The sequence below is a fragment of the Pseudomonas moorei genome (genome assembly GCF_042846945.1).
Classification (GTDB): domain Bacteria; phylum Pseudomonadota; class Gammaproteobacteria; order Pseudomonadales; family Pseudomonadaceae; genus Aquipseudomonas; species Aquipseudomonas moorei.
In genome coordinates this window covers 2,563,988-2,579,150 of record NZ_AP035776.1, presented here as the reverse complement: position 1 = coordinate 2,579,150, position 15,163 = coordinate 2,563,988, and the positions used below count along the sequence as shown (strand labels likewise).

The 15,163-nt window shown below is 56.9% G+C and carries 15 protein-coding genes; 1 reads left to right on the top strand and 14 read right to left on the bottom strand.

The genetic code is table 11. The features are described from left to right. Nucleotides 1–2: 2 nt before the first annotated feature. The 14 genes from lpxB to rpsB form a co-directional block, all read right to left on the bottom strand. On the bottom strand, nt 3–1,133 hold the full coding sequence (gene lpxB / locus ACGJAX_RS11895; RefSeq protein WP_247254879.1) for a lipid-A-disaccharide synthase: 1,131 nt from the start codon (nt 1,131–1,133) through the stop codon (nt 3–5). A gap of 2 nt (nt 1,134–1,135) precedes the next feature. Further along, the gene (gene lpxA / locus ACGJAX_RS11890; protein WP_390959050.1) at nt 1,136–1,912 is read right to left on the bottom strand and encodes an acyl-ACP--UDP-N-acetylglucosamine O-acyltransferase; all 777 of its coding nucleotides are present in this window, start codon (nt 1,910–1,912) and stop codon (nt 1,136–1,138) included. Continuing rightward, nucleotides 1,909–2,349 (bottom strand): 3-hydroxyacyl-ACP dehydratase FabZ, encoded by a 441-nt coding sequence (gene fabZ, locus ACGJAX_RS11885; protein ID WP_007940511.1) that lies wholly within the window; start codon nt 2,347–2,349, stop codon nt 1,909–1,911. Before fabZ ends, lpxA begins: the two co-directional genes overlap by 4 nt. A 108-nt stretch (nt 2,350–2,457) precedes the next feature. Then, entirely contained in the window at nt 2,458–3,513 is a 1,056-nt protein-coding gene (gene lpxD / locus ACGJAX_RS11880) for a UDP-3-O-(3-hydroxymyristoyl)glucosamine N-acyltransferase (protein WP_390959048.1), read from the bottom strand. A gap of 3 nt (nt 3,514–3,516) precedes the next feature. Continuing rightward, nucleotides 3,517–4,020, bottom strand: a complete 504-nt coding sequence (locus tag ACGJAX_RS11875; RefSeq protein WP_007990260.1) for an OmpH family outer membrane protein — start codon at nt 4,018–4,020, stop codon at nt 3,517–3,519. 45 nt (nt 4,021–4,065) lie between these two features. Further along, nucleotides 4,066–6,444, bottom strand: coding sequence for an outer membrane protein assembly factor BamA (gene bamA / locus ACGJAX_RS11870; protein ID WP_247254882.1), 2,379 nt, complete (start codon nt 6,442–6,444; stop codon nt 4,066–4,068). 72 nt (nt 6,445–6,516) lie between these two features. Further along, complete coding sequence (rseP, locus tag ACGJAX_RS11865; RefSeq protein ID WP_390959046.1) at nt 6,517–7,869, bottom strand: sigma E protease regulator RseP; 1,353 nt, start codon at nt 7,867–7,869, stop codon at nt 6,517–6,519. Between the two features lie 52 nt (nt 7,870–7,921). Further along, complete coding sequence (gene ispC, locus ACGJAX_RS11860) at nt 7,922–9,112, bottom strand: 1-deoxy-D-xylulose-5-phosphate reductoisomerase (RefSeq protein WP_390959044.1); 1,191 nt, start codon at nt 9,110–9,112, stop codon at nt 7,922–7,924. Beyond that, nucleotides 9,109–9,915: a phosphatidate cytidylyltransferase gene (locus tag ACGJAX_RS11855; protein WP_390959042.1), complete on the bottom strand. Its 807-nt coding sequence runs from the start codon at nt 9,913–9,915 to the stop codon at nt 9,109–9,111. Before ACGJAX_RS11855 ends, ispC begins: the two co-directional genes overlap by 4 nt. Continuing rightward, nucleotides 9,915–10,670, bottom strand: coding sequence for a polyprenyl diphosphate synthase (gene uppS, locus ACGJAX_RS11850; RefSeq protein ID WP_247254886.1), 756 nt, complete (start codon nt 10,668–10,670; stop codon nt 9,915–9,917). The genes ACGJAX_RS11855 and uppS overlap by 1 nt, the downstream gene beginning before the upstream one ends. Before the next feature lie 13 nt (nt 10,671–10,683). After that, the gene (gene frr, locus ACGJAX_RS11845) at nt 10,684–11,241 is read right to left on the bottom strand and encodes a ribosome recycling factor (protein WP_007978385.1); all 558 of its coding nucleotides are present in this window, start codon (nt 11,239–11,241) and stop codon (nt 10,684–10,686) included. After that, on the bottom strand, nt 11,238–11,981 hold the full coding sequence (gene pyrH, locus ACGJAX_RS11840; RefSeq protein WP_003222124.1) for a UMP kinase: 744 nt from the start codon (nt 11,979–11,981) through the stop codon (nt 11,238–11,240). Before pyrH ends, frr begins: the two co-directional genes overlap by 4 nt. A 211-nt stretch (nt 11,982–12,192) precedes the next feature. Next, entirely contained in the window at nt 12,193–13,059 is an 867-nt protein-coding gene (gene tsf, locus ACGJAX_RS11835; protein ID WP_090316925.1) for a translation elongation factor Ts, read from the bottom strand. A 190-nt stretch (nt 13,060–13,249) separates the two neighbouring features. Further along, nucleotides 13,250–13,987, bottom strand: coding sequence for a 30S ribosomal protein S2 (rpsB, locus tag ACGJAX_RS11830; RefSeq protein WP_008057307.1), 738 nt, complete (start codon nt 13,985–13,987; stop codon nt 13,250–13,252). 370 nt (nt 13,988–14,357) lie between these two features. Between rpsB and map the strand changes: the two genes are divergently transcribed. Then, nucleotides 14,358–15,140 carry a type I methionyl aminopeptidase gene (gene map / locus ACGJAX_RS11825; RefSeq protein ID WP_247254887.1) on the top strand — a complete coding sequence of 261 codons (783 nt, stop codon included), beginning with the start codon at nt 14,358–14,360 and terminating at the stop codon, nt 15,138–15,140. Nucleotides 15,141–15,163: the final 23 nt, after the last annotated feature.

Sequence of the window (15,163 nt, the reverse complement as noted above, 5' to 3'; positions counted from 1 at the left end):
ACTCATTGTACTTGGCCGATCAGGTTCAGCACCGCATCCGCCGCCTGATTAGAGGCATCCAGACGCAAGGTACGGTGGATTTCATCAAAACCGCGGGTTTGCTCTTCGCCACCCTCGATCAGCGGCGACAGGGTCTGGGCCAGGGCTTCGACCGTCGCATCGTCTTGCAGCAACTCGGGCACCAGCAGACGCTGGGCCAGCAGGTTCGGCAGAGAGACGTAGGGGCTTTTCACCATCCGCTTGAGAATCCAGAACGTCAGCGGCGCCAAGCGATACGCGACCACCATGGGCCGCTTGTACAACAGGGCTTCAAGCGTTGCGGTTCCAGAGGCGATCAGTACCGCATCACACGCCGCCAAGGCCAGATGGGATTTGCCATCGAGCAACGTGAGCGGCAGATCGCGACCGGCCAACAGCTCTTCAAGCTGCGCGCGGCGCTGCGGATTGGCACATGGCAAGACAAACCGCACGCCTGGACGCAGCGCCCGCAGGCGTTGGGCCGCGTCGAGAAACAAGGCACCGAGACGGCCCACTTCGCCGCCTCGACTGCCGGGCATCAGGGCGACCAACGGCCCATCAGGCAATCCAAGCTCGGCCCGCGCTGCTGCGCGGTCTGCCTCGAGCGGAATGGCATCGGCAAGGGTGTGCCCGACAAACCGTACCGGCACGCCCTTCTCTTCATAGAACTTTGCTTCGAATGGAAATAGCGTGAGCATCAGATCGCAACCTTCGCGAATCTTCAGCACCCGCTTCTGCCGCCATGCCCAGACCGACGGGCTGACGTAATGCACGGTCTTGATGCCGGCCTGACGCAGCTTGAGTTCGATATTGAGATTGAAGTCCGGGGCATCGATTCCGATGAACACGTCCGGCTTCGCAGCAATCAGGTCCGCGACCAGTTTCTTGCGACGCGCCAGCAATTCGCGCAACCGACCCAGCACTTCCACCAGGCCCATGACGGACAGGCGCTCCATCGGGAAATACGAGGTCAGGCCCTCAGCCTGCATCAATGGACCGCCGACACCGATGAACTCGACTGCCGGGTGTTGAGCCTTGAGCGCACGCATCAGCCCCGCACCCAGAATGTCACCGGAAGCCTCACCCGCCACCAGCGCGATTCGCAGATTGGCCATGACTAGCGGGTGATGCCGCGGGTCGAAGACTGGATGGAGTCGCGGAACACCGCCACTTCCGGGAATTGCTCAGACGATTCGGCCAGCTCGGCGAGCGCCTGCTCAACCGTCAGCCCCTGGCGGTAGACCACCTTGTAGGCGCGACGCAGGGCGTGGATTGCATCTTCGCTGAAACCACGACGGCGCATGCCCTCGAAGTTCATGCTGCGGGCCTCGGCCGGGTTGCCGAACACCGTGACATAAGCGGGAACGTCTTTACCAATGGCGGTTCCCATGCCGGAGAAGCTATGGGCGCCAATGTGGCAATACTGGTGAACCAGGGTAAAACCGGAAAGGATCGCCCAGTCGTCAACGTGCACATGACCGGCAAGTGCAGTGTTATTGACCAGAATGCAATGGTTGCCGATGACACTGTCGTGACCGATGTGCGCGTAGGCCATGATCAGGTTGTGGTCACCCAGGGTGGTTTCCGAACGGTCTTGAATAGTGCCCCGGTGAATGGTCACGCCTTCGCGAATGACGTTATGGTCGCCAATGACCAGTCGGGTTTCTTCACCCTTGTATTTCAGATCAGGCGTGTCCTCGCCTACCGAGGAAAACTGATAGATGCGATTGTGCTTACCGATTCGGGTCGGACCTTTAAGAATCACGTGCGGCCCGATCACTGTTCCCTCGCCGATTTCCACACCTGCGCCGACGATCGACCACGGGCCGACCTCGACACCGTCGGCCAGAACAGCCGTCGGATCGATGATTGCGCGAGGGTCAATCAAACTCATAGTTTGCGTTCCGCGCAGATGATTTCAGCAGAGCAGACTGGTTTGCCATCGACCGAAGCCTGGCATTCGAACTTCCAGATCTGACGCTTGCAGCTGATGAACTTGGCTTCAAGGATCAACTGGTCACCCGGCAACACCGGCTGGCGGAAACGCAGCTTGTCGGAACCGACGAAGTAGTAAAGCGTGCCATCAGCCGGCTTCACGTCGAGCATTTTGAAACCAAGGATCCCGGCAGCCTGAGCCATCGCCTCGATGATCAGCACGCCCGGCATGATTGGATGCGCGGGGAAGTGACCATTGAAGAATGGTTCGTTGATGCTGACATTCTTGTAGGCGCGAATGCGCTTGCCTTCCACATCCAGATCCACGACCCGATCCACCAGCAGGAACGGGTAACGGTGAGGCAGGTATTCGCGAATCTCGTTGATGTCCATCATTTCGGGGGGAAGCCTATGTAAAGATTGGAAGCGCGCGACTGACGCGCACTCCTCTAGCAAATCAAGGGCGCAGTCTAGCGGCTGTGCACGCTTGATATGGAAATGGTATCAGCCATCTGATGAAGCATTACCGTCAGGGGTCACTTCCCCTACTTGCTTTTCAAGCTGTCGCAAACGCCGTGCGATATCATCAAGCTGACGGATACGGGCCGCGCTTTTGCGCCACTCGGCCGCTGGCTGCATTGCCGTACCGGAAGAGTAGGAACCTGGCTCGGTGATCGAGTGGGTCACCATGGTCATCCCGGTAATGAAAACGTTGTCGCAAATATCGATATGCCCCACCAGCCCCACACCACCAGCAAGCATGCAATGCTTACCGATTTTGGTGCTGCCGGAAATCCCCACGCACGCAGCCATAGCCGTGTGATCACCAATCTGGACGTTGTGGGCGATCTGAATCTGGTTGTCGAGCTTAACGCCATTACCAATGACGGTATCGGCCAGCGCACCGCGGTCGATGGCGGTGTTCACGCCAATTTCCACATCGTCACCAACCAGCACGCCACCGATCTGGGCGATTTTCTGCCAGATACCCTTCTGGTTGGCAAAACCAAAGCCTTCACCACCGAGTACGGCACCGGACTGGATAACCACCCGCTTCCCGACGCGTACATCGTGATAGAGCGTGACCCGCGGCGCGAGCCAGCCACCTTCGCCGATGACACTACGAGCGCCGATGAAGCAGTGCGCACCAACCGTCACACCCGCGCCAATATGCGCCCCGCTTTCGATGACCGCAAAAGCACCAATACTTGCCGCAGGATCGACCACTGCGTCATGCGCAATCACGGCCGTGGGATGAACACCCGCAGCAACCTTGGGCTTGGGATCGAACAAGTGAGAAATACGAGCGTAGGCGGCGTATGGGTCAGGTACCACCAGTGCATCACCGGCAAAACCTTCAGCATCAGCAGCTTTGAGCAACAAAGCTGCGGCTTGACTGCCTGCCAGGTATTTACGGTACTGGGGATTTGCGAGAAAGCTCAACTGAGTTGGGCCAGCCTCCTGCAAGGTAGCTAGCCCAGTAATTGCTTTGTCCGGGTCGCCACTGAGGGTGGCACCGAGGAACTCGGCCAACTGGCCGAGCTTGATAGTCACGGTCATGGATTATTTCAGCTGATTCATGCGCTCGATAACCTGGCGCGTGATGTCGTACTGAGGTTTGACATCAATCACTGCACCACGCTCGAACACCAGGTCGAAAGCACCTTTCTTGATGACTTCTTCTACAGCGCTATCCAGTTTCGGCTTGAGCTGCTTCAGCATTTCACGGTCGGCAACGGCTTTGGCTTCATTCAACTCCTTGGACTGGAATTGGAAGTCACGAGCCTTTTGCTTGAATTCAAGCTCCAGACGCTCACGCTCGCCTTGCTGCATTTTGTCACCACCAGCCATCAGACGATCCTGAATGCCCTTGGCACTGCTTTCCAGTGTCTTGAGCTTGGTCAGCTGCGGACCAAATTTTTTCTCGGCATCAACGGCGTATTTCTTGGCCGCATCAGACTCCAGCAATGCCATCTGATAGTTCAGAACAGCGATTTTCATGTCGGCAAAAGCCGGGCCTGCTACCAGTACGGAAGCCAGGAGAACCAATTGAGTCAACTTACGCACGATGCACTCCTACAAAATCCATTGTCATTATCTTGGGTCAGACGCTTAGAACGTCTGGCCGAGGGAGAATTGGAACACTTGAGTCTCGGCATTGCTGTCCGGTTTTTTAACTGGCATCGCCAACGCGAAGCTCAACGGACCAAGGGCGGTAACCCAAGTCACACCGACACCCACAGAACTGGCCATATTGCTCAGGCTGATGTCATTACATTGAGTATTGGACTTCGAGCCATCGGCGTTGGTGCTCTGCTTGCAAGTCGAATCGAACACGTTACCCACATCCCAGAATACCGAGGTACGCAAGGAGCGCTGATCTTTCACGAACGGCAACGGGAACAGAAGCTCTACACCACCCTGAATCAGGACGTTACCACCAAACGGCAGCGGATCCTGGTCCGGATCGACTGCGGTCCCCGGGTTCACGCCCCGGCTCGGAGTACTACGAGGCCCCAGAGTGCTGTCCTTGAAGCCACGAACCGAGTTGAAACCACCAGCATAGTAGTTTTCATAGAATGGCAAGCCATCAGTGGAACCATAACCATCGCCATAACCCAGTTCGGTGTGCAGACGCATGGTGTAGTTTTCAGACAACGGCTGGAACAGTTGACCACGGTAATCCAGTTTGAAGAACGACAAATCGCTGCCCGGTGTTGTCGCTTCCGCAGTCAGGCTTTGGGAATGACCACGGGTCGCCAATACGCCTTTGTTCAATGTGGACTCGGACCAACCGGCCGACGCCTTGAAGTTCAGGTACTGATCGCCTTGCTGGTTAACGAAGTTGAAGATTTCGTCGACTGTGTAAAGACCCGTCTTGATCTTGTCCTGTTGCGCCGTCAAACCAAAGGTAAGACGCGAAGTCTCGCTGATCGGATAACCGACACTGACGCCCGCTCCCAAGCTGTCTACGGCGTAGCTGGCAACGTTTACATCAAGATTTTTATAGTCGGTCGTACGATAGAACGCGTTGTAACCCAGGCTCACACCATCAGCAGTCCAGTACGGGTCGACATAACCGAAGTTATAGCGACTTTGATATTGGCTGCGAGTCAAGCCGATGCTGACCTTGTTACCCGTACCCAGAAAGTTGTTCTGGGTAATCGAACCACCGAGAATCAGACCTGCACTCTGTGCAAAACCAATACTCGCGGTAATCGAACCGGACGCTTGCTCTTCAACGCTGTAATTCACGTCCACCTGGTCATCGACGCCAGGCACGGCTGGTGTTTCAACGTTGACTTCCTTGAAGAAGCCCAGTCGTTCCAGACGAGTCTTGGATTGATCGATCAGGTAAGTCGACGCCCAACCACCTTCCATCTGACGCATTTCACGACGCAGCACTTCGTCTTCGGACTTGGTGTTGCCACGGAAGTTGATGCGGTTGACGTAAGCACGCTTGCCCGGATCCACAGCAAAGGTGATATCTACGGTGTGGTCTTCATCATGAGGCTGCGGCACGCCGTTGACGTTGGCGAAGGTATAGCCTTCGTTACCCAGGCGACGAGTGATCAGCTCGGACGTAGTGGTCATCAGCTTGCGCGAGAATACCTGGCCTTTCTGCACCAGGAGCAGGGACTTGACCTGATCCTCGGGGACCTTCAGGTCACCGCTCAACTTGACGTCACGTACGGTGTATTTTTCGCCTTCGTTAATATTGACGGTGATGTAGACATGCTTCTTGTCCGGGGTGATGGAGACCTGGGTCGAAGCGATATCCATGTTGATATAGCCACGGTCCAGGTAGTAGGAACGCAGACGCTCCAGGTCACCGGACAGTTTTTCACGAGCGTACTTGTCGTCGTTCTTGAAGAACGACAACCAGTTGGTTGTCTTGAGTTCAAACAGATCAATGAGGTCTTCATCAGGGAAGACAGTGTTGCCTACCACGTTGATGTGCTGGATAGCTGCGACGGTGCCTTCGTTGATGTTGACCTTCAAGCCGACGCGGTTGCGCGGCTGCGGTACCACCTCGGTGTCGACGGTAGCGGAGTAGCGACCCTGAGCGACGTATTGGCGCTGCAGCTCGTTACGTACACCTTCGAGGGTAGCGCGCTGGAAGATCTCGCCTTCGGCCAGGCCGGATTGTTTAAGGCCCTTCATCAGGTCTTCAGTGGAAATCGCCTTGTTACCTTCGATCTCGATACTGGCGACCGACGGACGCTCGACTACAGTAATAACCAGGACGTTGCCATCGCGGCCCAGCTGGATATCTTGAAAGAAACCGGTTTTGAACAACGCACGAGTGGATTCCACCAGGCGACGATCATCCGCCTGTTCGCCGACGTTCAACGGCAAAGCACCAAAGACGCTACCCGCGGAGACCCGCTGGAGGCCATTGACGCGAATATCAGAGATAGTGAAGGACTCGGCGTGAACTTCGGCGATCATCAATACGGTGAGAACCGCAGTTAGCAGCAGACGTTTCATGAAGTCCTTTCTTATTCCAACTGGCAATAAACAAACTGCCGCAAAATGCGGCAGATTCGCAATTCAGCGACGTTACAGACGACCCAGATCATTGACCAGAGCAAGCAACATCACTCCGACCACCAAACTGATACCGATCTGTATCCCCCAACCTTGCACCCGATCCGACAAGGGACGACCACGCGCCCACTCAATCAGATAAAACAACAAATGCCCCCCATCCAGCACAGGAATGGGCAGCAAATTCAGAACACCCAAGCTAATACTCAGATAAGCAAGGAAATTCAGGAAATCAGCAACACCCGACTGGGCCGAAGCGCCCGCCACTTTAGCAATGGTTATCGGTCCACTCAAGTTTTTTACCGAGAGCTCACCGAACAACATTTTCTTGAGTGAATCCAGGGTCAGCACGCTCATTGTCCAGGTGCGTCGAGCCCCCTCAGCAATTGCGGCCACTGGCCCGTAACTGACCTCGCGAATCATCTCGGGCGGCCAGTCGACAGCCTTCACCCCAGCCCCCAGGTAACCAGTGGGGGCTTTGCTTTCGCCACGGGCAGCCAGCGTGACAGGGACGTCAATTTGAGCACTATCACGTTCAACCCGCAGCATGATTTTGGTACCAGGATGCATACGAACGGTATCGACCACCTGCTGCCAGTCATCCAGCGCCTTGCCATCCAGTGCCAACAATCGGTCGCCGGTTTTCAGGCCAGCCGCTTGAGCCGGGCCCTTCGGATCCAGTTCGGCCAGTACCGGCGGCAATGCAGGGCGCCAAGGACGGATACCCAGCGAACGAATCGGATCCGGCTCATCAGCCCCCTTGAGCCATTTATCCAGCGCCAGCTCACGAGGAGAGTCAACCGTGGAGCCCTGATCACGAACCAACACCTGCAGCGAACCGCTCTCCCCCAGTCGGCGGACCAATTGCAAATTCACCGCCGCCCAGCCGGTAGTCGGCTCACCGTCGATGGAGATAATTTCCTGTCCAGGGCTCAAACCGGCCCTGGCGGCGATACTGCCCGACTCCACAGCACCGATGACCGGGCGCACCTGCTCGCTACCGAGCATGGCCAATACCCAGAAAAACACCATCGCCAACAGAAAGTTGGCGATCGGTCCCGCTGCCACGATGGCAATGCGCTGGCGCACGGATTTGCGATTGAAGGAATGATCGAGCTGATCGACAGGCACTTCACCTTCGCGCTCATCAAGCATTTTGACGTAGCCGCCCAAAGGGATGGCGGCTATCACGAACTCAGTGCCTTTCTTGTCGTGCCAGCGCAGCAGCGGCATCCCGAAGCCCACGGAAAAGCGCAGCACTTTGACCCCACAGCGACGCGCAACCCAAAAATGGCCGAACTCGTGGAAGGTAACCAGCACGCCCAGAGCCACCAGGGTGCCGACAATCATATAGAGCGCGCTCATCTACTTTCTCCGCATTCCTATCCGGTGCTGCATGGGCCAACGCAGTGCACACTTACCGCCCGTATCGACTCAACCATTGTTCGGCCAGTACACGCGCCTTCGCATCTGCCGTGAACACTGCCTCGAGATCATCCACTGCTACCACAGGCTCGAGATTCAACGTTTCCTCGATGATACTCGCGATTTCGGGGTAGCGGACCCGCCCGTCGAGAAAGGCTGCTACCGCGACCTCATTTGCCGCATTCAACATGGCCGGAGCACTGTTGCCTGCTTCGGCCGCCAGGCGCGCCAGCCGCAGACAAGGAAACCGCTCTTCGTCGGGCGCCTGGAAGTCCAGGCGCGCGATAGCAAACAGATCCAGCGGTGCCACCCCCGAATCGATTCGCTCTGGCCAGGCCAGGGCGTTGGCGATTGGCGTGCGCATGTCCGGGTTGCCCAACTGAGCCAACACCGAGCCATCGATGTAATCGACCAGCGAATGAATCACGCTCTGCGGATGAACCACCACTTCGACCTGCGACGGCGTGGCATCGAATAGCCAGCAGGCTTCGATCAATTCGAGACCTTTATTCATCATGCTGGCCGAATCGACCGAAATCTTGCGCCCCATGGACCAGTTCGGATGAGCGCAGGCCTGCTCGGGAGTCACATGGGCCAGTTCAGCCATGGGCGTCTGGCGGAACGGGCCGCCAGAGGCTGTCAGCAAAATCCGACGCACACCCACCGCACCGAGACCACGGGCAAAATCCTGCGGCATGCACTGGAATATCGCGTTGTGCTCACTGTCGATCGGCAGCAACACCGAACCACTCTTGCGCACGGCCTGCATGAACAACGCACCGGACATTACCAGCGCTTCTTTGTTGGCCAGGAGAATTTTCTTGCCCGCCTCGACGGCCGCCAGGGTTGGACGCAATCCCGCCGCACCGACAATGGCCGCCATGACCGCATCGACTTCAGGGTCCGCAGCAATCTGACACAGCCCTTCTTCCCCCACCAGAACCCGGGTTGAAAGCCCCGCTGCATGCAGATCATCCTGCAAGGCTCGAGCGACTCCTGCCTCTGGCACAACAGCGAACCGCGGCGCGTGACGCACGCATAGTGCCAACAACTCACGCAAACGCGTGAAGCCGCTCAGGGCAAAGACTTGATAACGCCCGGGATGGCGAGCAATGACATCGAGAGTACTCAGACCGATCGAACCGGTCGCTCCCAGAACGGTAATCTGCTGTGGGCGGTTCAAGGCGCAGCCATCCACAACAGTACGGCAAACACGGGAATAGCCGCCGTCAGACTGTCGATCCGATCCAGCACTCCGCCATGCCCCGGCAACAGATTACTGCTGTCCTTGATCCCGGACTGACGCTTGAACATGCTTTCGGTGAGGTCACCCACAACCGAGACAAACACGATCAAGGCTGCGCCGACCAACCCCTTGAACAGCTGAGCAACCGTCCAGTCCCGAACAAATCCGACGATGACAGTGATGAGCAGGCTCGCCACCAAACCGCCGTAAACGCCTTCCCAACTCTTGCCAGGACTGACCTGCGGCGCCAGCTTGCGCTTGCCAAAGGCCCGGCCGGAAAAATATGCACCGATATCGGCGCCCCAGACCAGCACCATCACCGCCATGATCAACCAGTTCCCCAGCGGTTCCTGCTTGATCAAGACCAGCCCCTGCCAGGCTGGCAATAGAATCAACAGTCCGACCACCAGCTTGCAGGCCGCGCTGGCCCAATGCTCGCTGGTCTGCGGATAGGTAAGCACGAGATAGGTCGCAACCCCCCACCAGATGACAGAAGCCCCCAGTATCCAGGGCGCGAGACCGGGTAGCAGGTGCATGACCAACAACATCACCGCGACGACAGCAGCATAACCAATACGCATCGACTGGGCGGTAAAGCCTGCCAGGCGAGCCCATTCCCAGGCACCGAGAGTCACAACCAACCCGATGAACAAGGCAAAAGCGGAACCCTCGAGGAGAAAAAAACCGCACAGGGCAATCGGCAGCAGGATCAATGCCGTGATGATTCGTTGTTTAAGCATTAAACCCGGGCTCCAGCCTCTACCTGCTCGCTCGTTTTACCGAAGCGGCGCTGGCGAGATGCGAAATCGGCCAGCGCGTTCCGCATGGCATCGTGTTTGAAGTCCGGCCAGAACAGGTCGGAAAAATACAACTCGGCATAAGCCAACTGCCACAGCAGAAAGTTGCTGATGCGGTGCTCGCCTCCGGTACGGATGCACAGATCCGGCAACGGCAGATCGCCCGTAGCCAGACAGGTTTGCAGCAGTTCCGGGGTGATGTCTTCAGGACGCAGATGCCCGGCCTGAACTTCCCGCGCCAGGCGCTGTGCGGCTTGCGCGATATCCCATTGACCGCCGTAGTTGGCCGCGATCTGCAGGATGAAGCGATTGGTGCCAGCCGTCATGGCCTCGGCCTCACGCATGGCAGCCTGTAGCTCCGGGTGAAAACGCGAGCGGTCGCCAATGATGCGCAAACTGATGTTGTTCTCATTGAGGCGCTTGGCCTCACGACGCAATGCCTTGAAGAACAAGTCCATCAAGGCACTGACCTCATCGGCCGGACGCTGCCAGTTCTCGCTCGAGAACGCGAACAAGGTGAGCACTTCGACTCCTGCCTCGGCACACACCTCGATAACCGCACGAACCGCATCCACACCCGCTTTATGCCCGGCGACGCCAGGCATAAAGCGTTTTTTCGCCCAGCGATTATTACCATCCATGATGATCGCGACATGGCGCGGCACCGTGGACGGTGCAACCTGCTTGGTCTTTTCCATGAAAACGCGACCCTTATACGGCCATCAGGTCTTTTTCTTTCTCTGCCAGCTTCGCGTCGATTTCAGCCACGAACTTCTTGGTCAGATCGTCGATTTCGCCGGTGGCGCGACGCTCTTCGTCTTCGCTGATTTCTTTTTCCTTGACCAGATCCTTCAGCGAGCTGTTGGCATCACGACGGATGTTGCGCACGGCTACACGGGCGTCTTCGGCAACGTCACGAGCCTGCTTGGTGAAGCCCCGACGGGTTTCTTCAGTCAGGGCAGGCATGGAGATCAGCAGCAACTCGCCAAGGTTGGTCGGGTTCAGGTTCAGACCGGCGCTGCCGATCGCCTTGTCGACGGCGCCGAGCATGTTGCGCTCGAATGCAACGACTTGCAGGGTACGAGCATCTTTAACGGTGATGTTGGCCACTTGCTTGATCGGAGTATCGGAACCGTAGTACGGCACCATCACGCCTTCCAGGATGCTTGGGTGTGCTTGACCGGTACGAATACGGCCGAAGTTGTGCGCCAGCGACTCCACGGATTTCTGCATGCGCTCTTTAGCGTCTTTCTTGATTTCGTTGATCATTGTTGGCCTTCCTCGATCAGGGTCCCTTCAGCGCCGCCGTGCACGATGTTCAGCAGGGCGCCGGGCTTGTTCATGTTAAATACGCGCAATGGCATCTTGTGGTCGCGGCACAGGCAAATGGCCGTCAGATCCATCACCCCAAGCTTGCGATCCAGTACTTCATCGTAGGTCAGATGATCGAACTTCTCGGCATGCGGGTCTTTGAATGGGTCAGCGGTGTAGACGCCATCGACCTTGGTCGCCTTGAGCACGACATCGGCATCGATTTCGATCGCGCGCAGGCAGGCTGCCGAATCCGTAGTGAAGAATGGATTGCCGGTACCGGCCGCGAAAATCACTACATCCTTGGAGTTGAGGTGGCGCATGGCCTTGCGGCGATCATAATGATCGGTTACGCCAACCATGGAAATGGCCGACATCACGATGGCGGAGATATTGGCACGTTCGAGCGCGTCGCGCATGGCCAAGGCGTTCATCACAGTGGCCAGCATGCCCATGTGGTCGCCAGTGACCCGATCCATGCCAGCCTTGCTCAGCGCCTCGCCGCGGAACAGGTTTCCGCCGCCGATCACCAGACCGACCTGAACACCGATGCCAACCAGCTGGCCAACTTCCAGCGCCATGCGATCCAGAACTTTCGGATCGATCCCGAACTCTTCCGAGCCCATCAGGGCCTCGCCGCTAAGCTTGAGTAGAATGCGTTTATAGCGAGCCTGATAACCACTGCCCTGCTGAGCCATTGCGAATCTCTCCTGCGGCGTATTTTAAAAATTCTTTGCGAGCTGTTTTCAGCTGGCGTTCACTCTAGCTTGGCGCTGCTTCAGCGCCATCGGAACATGGCTTTGTAAGCCAGTTCCAAAAGGAAACCAATTAAAAATTGGTACCCCATCTGAAAAGAGGCTGCGCGCGTGAGCGGGCAGCCTCTTCAGGGCGACAGTTAAAAAAACCGTCTTATTGCTTGGAAGCAGCCGCAACCTGAGCAGCAACTTCTTCAGCGAAGTTGTCAACTGGCTTCTCGATGCCTTCGCCAACCTTGAAGTAGGTGAAGGATACGATTTCTGCGCCAGCTTTCTTGGCCAGAGCACCAACGGTGACTTCTGGATTCATGACGAAAGCTTGCTCGACCAGGCTGGCTTCGGCCAGGAACTTGGTGATACGGCCGGCGATCATCTTCTCGACGATTTCTGCTGGCTTGCCTTTCATCTTGTCTTCGTTCAGGGTCAGGAAAACACCCTTCTCGCGCTCGATGGCTTCTGGCGAAACCTGCGATGGCAGCAGGAACTCAGGGTTGCTTGCCGCCACGTGCATGGCGATCTCTTTGGCCAGCTGAACATCGCCGCCCTTCAGAACAACAGCAACACCGATCTTGTTACCGTGCAGGTAGGTGCCGACAACATCACCCTCTACGCGTACCAGACGACGAATGTTGACGTTTTCGCCAACCTTGGCAACCAGGGCTTCACGAGCCGATTCCTGAGCGGCGATCAGCGGAGCTGCGTCGGTCAGTTTTTCGGCGAAAGCTTTTTCTACGCTGGCAGCAACGAAGTTCTTGAAGTCATCTTGCAGGGCCAGGAAGTCGGTCTGCGAGTTCACTTCCAGCAGTACCGCGGACTTGTCGTCAGCCTTGATGGCGATTGCGCCTTCAGCAGCAACGTTACCCGCTTTCTTGGCAGCCTTGATGGCGCCCGAAGCACGCATGTCATCAATGGCTTTTTCGATGTCGCCGCCAGCCTTGGTCAAGGCTTTTTTGCAGTCCATCATGCCTTCGCCAGTACGCTCGCGCAGTTCTTTGACCAACGCTGCAGTAATCTCTGCCATTTCAAAATTCCTCTTGGATAGGTTATCAACCATTCCACCCGATCGAACGGGCGTTCAATTCTTCCCGAACCACCCTTGTTAGCTGCCGCACGTTACAGATAAAGCAGTGGGCGCCGACAAATGGTTTTCGAGGTGGCAAAAAGGGGGCCAAGCCCCCTTTTTGCTTACTGAGTCAACGCCAGGGCGTCAATTACTCAGCTGCAGCTGCCGGAGCTTCTTCAACGAAAACTTCGGTGCCGCCAGCAACGTTGTTGCGACCACGGATAACAGCGTCAGCCATCGAACCCATGTACAGCTGGATAGCGCGGATTGCGTCATCGTTGCCTGGGATGATGTAGTCAACGCCTTCCGGGCTGCTGTTGGTATCGACTACGCCGATAACCGGGATGCCCAGCTTGTTGGCTTCGGTGATCGCGATGCGCTCGTGATCAACGTCGATTACGAACAGAGCGTCTGGCAGACCGCCCATGTCCTTGATACCACCCAGGGAACGATCCAGCTTTTCCAGGTCACGGGAGCGCATCAGCGCTTCTTTCTTGGTCAGCTTGGCGAAAGTACCGTCTTCGGCTTGTACTTCAAGGTCACGCAGACGCTTGATGGAAGCACGGATGGTTTTGAAGTTGGTCAGCATGCCGCCCAACCAGCGGTGGTCGACGTACGGCGAACCGCAACGTGCTGCTTCTTCAGCAACGATCTTGCCAGCGGAACGCTTGGTGCCGACGAACAGAATCTTGTTTTTGCCCTGGGCCAGACGCTCTACGAAAGTCAGAGCTTCGTTGAACATTGGCAGGGTTTTTTCAAGGTTGATGATGTGGATCTTGTTACGCGCGCCGAAAATGTATTTACCCATTTTCGGGTTCCAGTAACGGGTCTGGTGACCGAAGTGCACACCGGCCTTCAGCATATCGCGCATGTTGACTTGGGACATGATAGTTCCTTAATAAGTCGGGTTTGGCCTCCACGTATCCCAATGACCAACCAGCAGCATCAGCTGAAGGCACCCAGGTCATCGTGTCGACACGTGTGTGGATTTAGGCTTTTCGGGGCATCCCCGGAAAGCGGCGCATTTTATATCACAGGGGAGGAAAAAACGAAACCCGGATTCTGAAATCCTGGCGACCACGCAGCTCCATCCCTTGGAATCCGCCCACAATGCACCATTCTATGGAGAGAAGCGATGCACAGAGCGGCGGATTTGCCCTGATCGTCTGTTAGAATTGCGTTTTTCAGGGCTGCGAAGTTCGATTGCGCAACGCCCTTTTCGTTGAGAAGCGCCATCGAGCGCAGAGAGAGCCTGTATGACCGTCACCCTCAAAACCCCCGAGGACATCGCAAAAATGCGCGTCGCCGGCAAACTGGCCGCCGATGTGCTGGAAATGATTGCCGAATACGTCAAGCCGGGTGTGACCACCGATCAACTGAACCAGATCTGCCACGACTATATTGTCAACGAGCAGAAAGCCATCCCTGCCCCGCTGAATTACAAGGGCTACCCGAAGTCGATTTGCACGTCGATCAACCACGTGGTCTGCCACGGCATCCCGAACGACAAGCCGCTGAAAGATGGCGACACCCTGAACATCGACGTCACTGTCATCAAGGACGGCTTCCACGGTGATACCAGCCGCATGTTCCACGTCGGCACCGTGCCGGTCTGGGCCGAGCGTCTGTCGCAAGTGACCCAGGAATGCATGTACAAGGCGATTGAAATCGTCAAACCCGGTTGCCGCCTTGGCGACATCGGTGAAATCATCCAGAAACACGCTGAAAAGAATGGTTTCTCGGTGGTTCGCGAATTCTGTGGTCACGGCATCGGCAAAGTCTTCCACGAAGAACCGCAGATCCTGCATTACGGACGCGCAGGCACCGGCATGGAACTGCAAGCCGGCATGACCTTCACCATCGAGCCGATGATCAACCAGGGCAAGGCTGACACCAAGGTGCTGGGTGACGGCTGGACTGCGATCACCAAGGACCGCAAGCTGTCGGCACAGTGGGAACACACGCTGCTGGTGACCGAGACCGGTTACGAGATCTTCACCTTGCGCAGCGATGACACCATCCCGCGCATTTCGGCCTGATCCGCCCCGCTCCACTCCCAGCC

What these genes read in the sequence shown, in the direction of transcription:
- rpsB (WP_008057307.1), bottom strand. Translation starts at nt 13,987, where the DNA reads ATGTCCCAAGTCAACATGCGCGATATGCTGAAGGCCGGTGTGCACTTC.
- map (WP_247254887.1), top strand. Translation starts at nt 14,358, where the DNA reads ATGACCGTCACCCTCAAAACCCCCGAGGACATCGCAAAAATGCGCGTC.
- frr (WP_007978385.1), bottom strand. Translation starts at nt 11,241, where the DNA reads ATGATCAACGAAATCAAGAAAGACGCTAAAGAGCGCATGCAGAAATCC.
- ACGJAX_RS11855 (WP_390959042.1), bottom strand. Translation starts at nt 9,915, where the DNA reads ATGCTTAAACAACGAATCATCACGGCATTGATCCTGCTGCCGATTGCC.
- bamA (WP_247254882.1), bottom strand. Translation starts at nt 6,444, where the DNA reads ATGAAACGTCTGCTGCTAACTGCGGTTCTCACCGTATTGATGATCGCC.
- pyrH (WP_003222124.1), bottom strand. Translation starts at nt 11,981, where the DNA reads ATGGCTCAGCAGGGCAGTGGTTATCAGGCTCGCTATAAACGCATTCTA.
- uppS (WP_247254886.1), bottom strand. Translation starts at nt 10,670, where the DNA reads ATGGAAAAGACCAAGCAGGTTGCACCGTCCACGGTGCCGCGCCATGTC.
- fabZ (WP_007940511.1), bottom strand. Translation starts at nt 2,349, where the DNA reads ATGATGGACATCAACGAGATTCGCGAATACCTGCCTCACCGTTACCCG.
- lpxA (WP_390959050.1), bottom strand. Translation starts at nt 1,912, where the DNA reads ATGAGTTTGATTGACCCTCGCGCAATCATCGATCCGACGGCTGTTCTG.
- lpxB (WP_247254879.1), bottom strand. Translation starts at nt 1,133, where the DNA reads ATGGCCAATCTGCGAATCGCGCTGGTGGCGGGTGAGGCTTCCGGTGAC.
- lpxD (WP_390959048.1), bottom strand. Translation starts at nt 3,513, where the DNA reads ATGACCGTGACTATCAAGCTCGGCCAGTTGGCCGAGTTCCTCGGTGCC.
- rseP (WP_390959046.1), bottom strand. Translation starts at nt 7,869, where the DNA reads ATGAGCGCGCTCTATATGATTGTCGGCACCCTGGTGGCTCTGGGCGTG.
- tsf (WP_090316925.1), bottom strand. Translation starts at nt 13,059, where the DNA reads ATGGCAGAGATTACTGCAGCGTTGGTCAAAGAACTGCGCGAGCGTACT.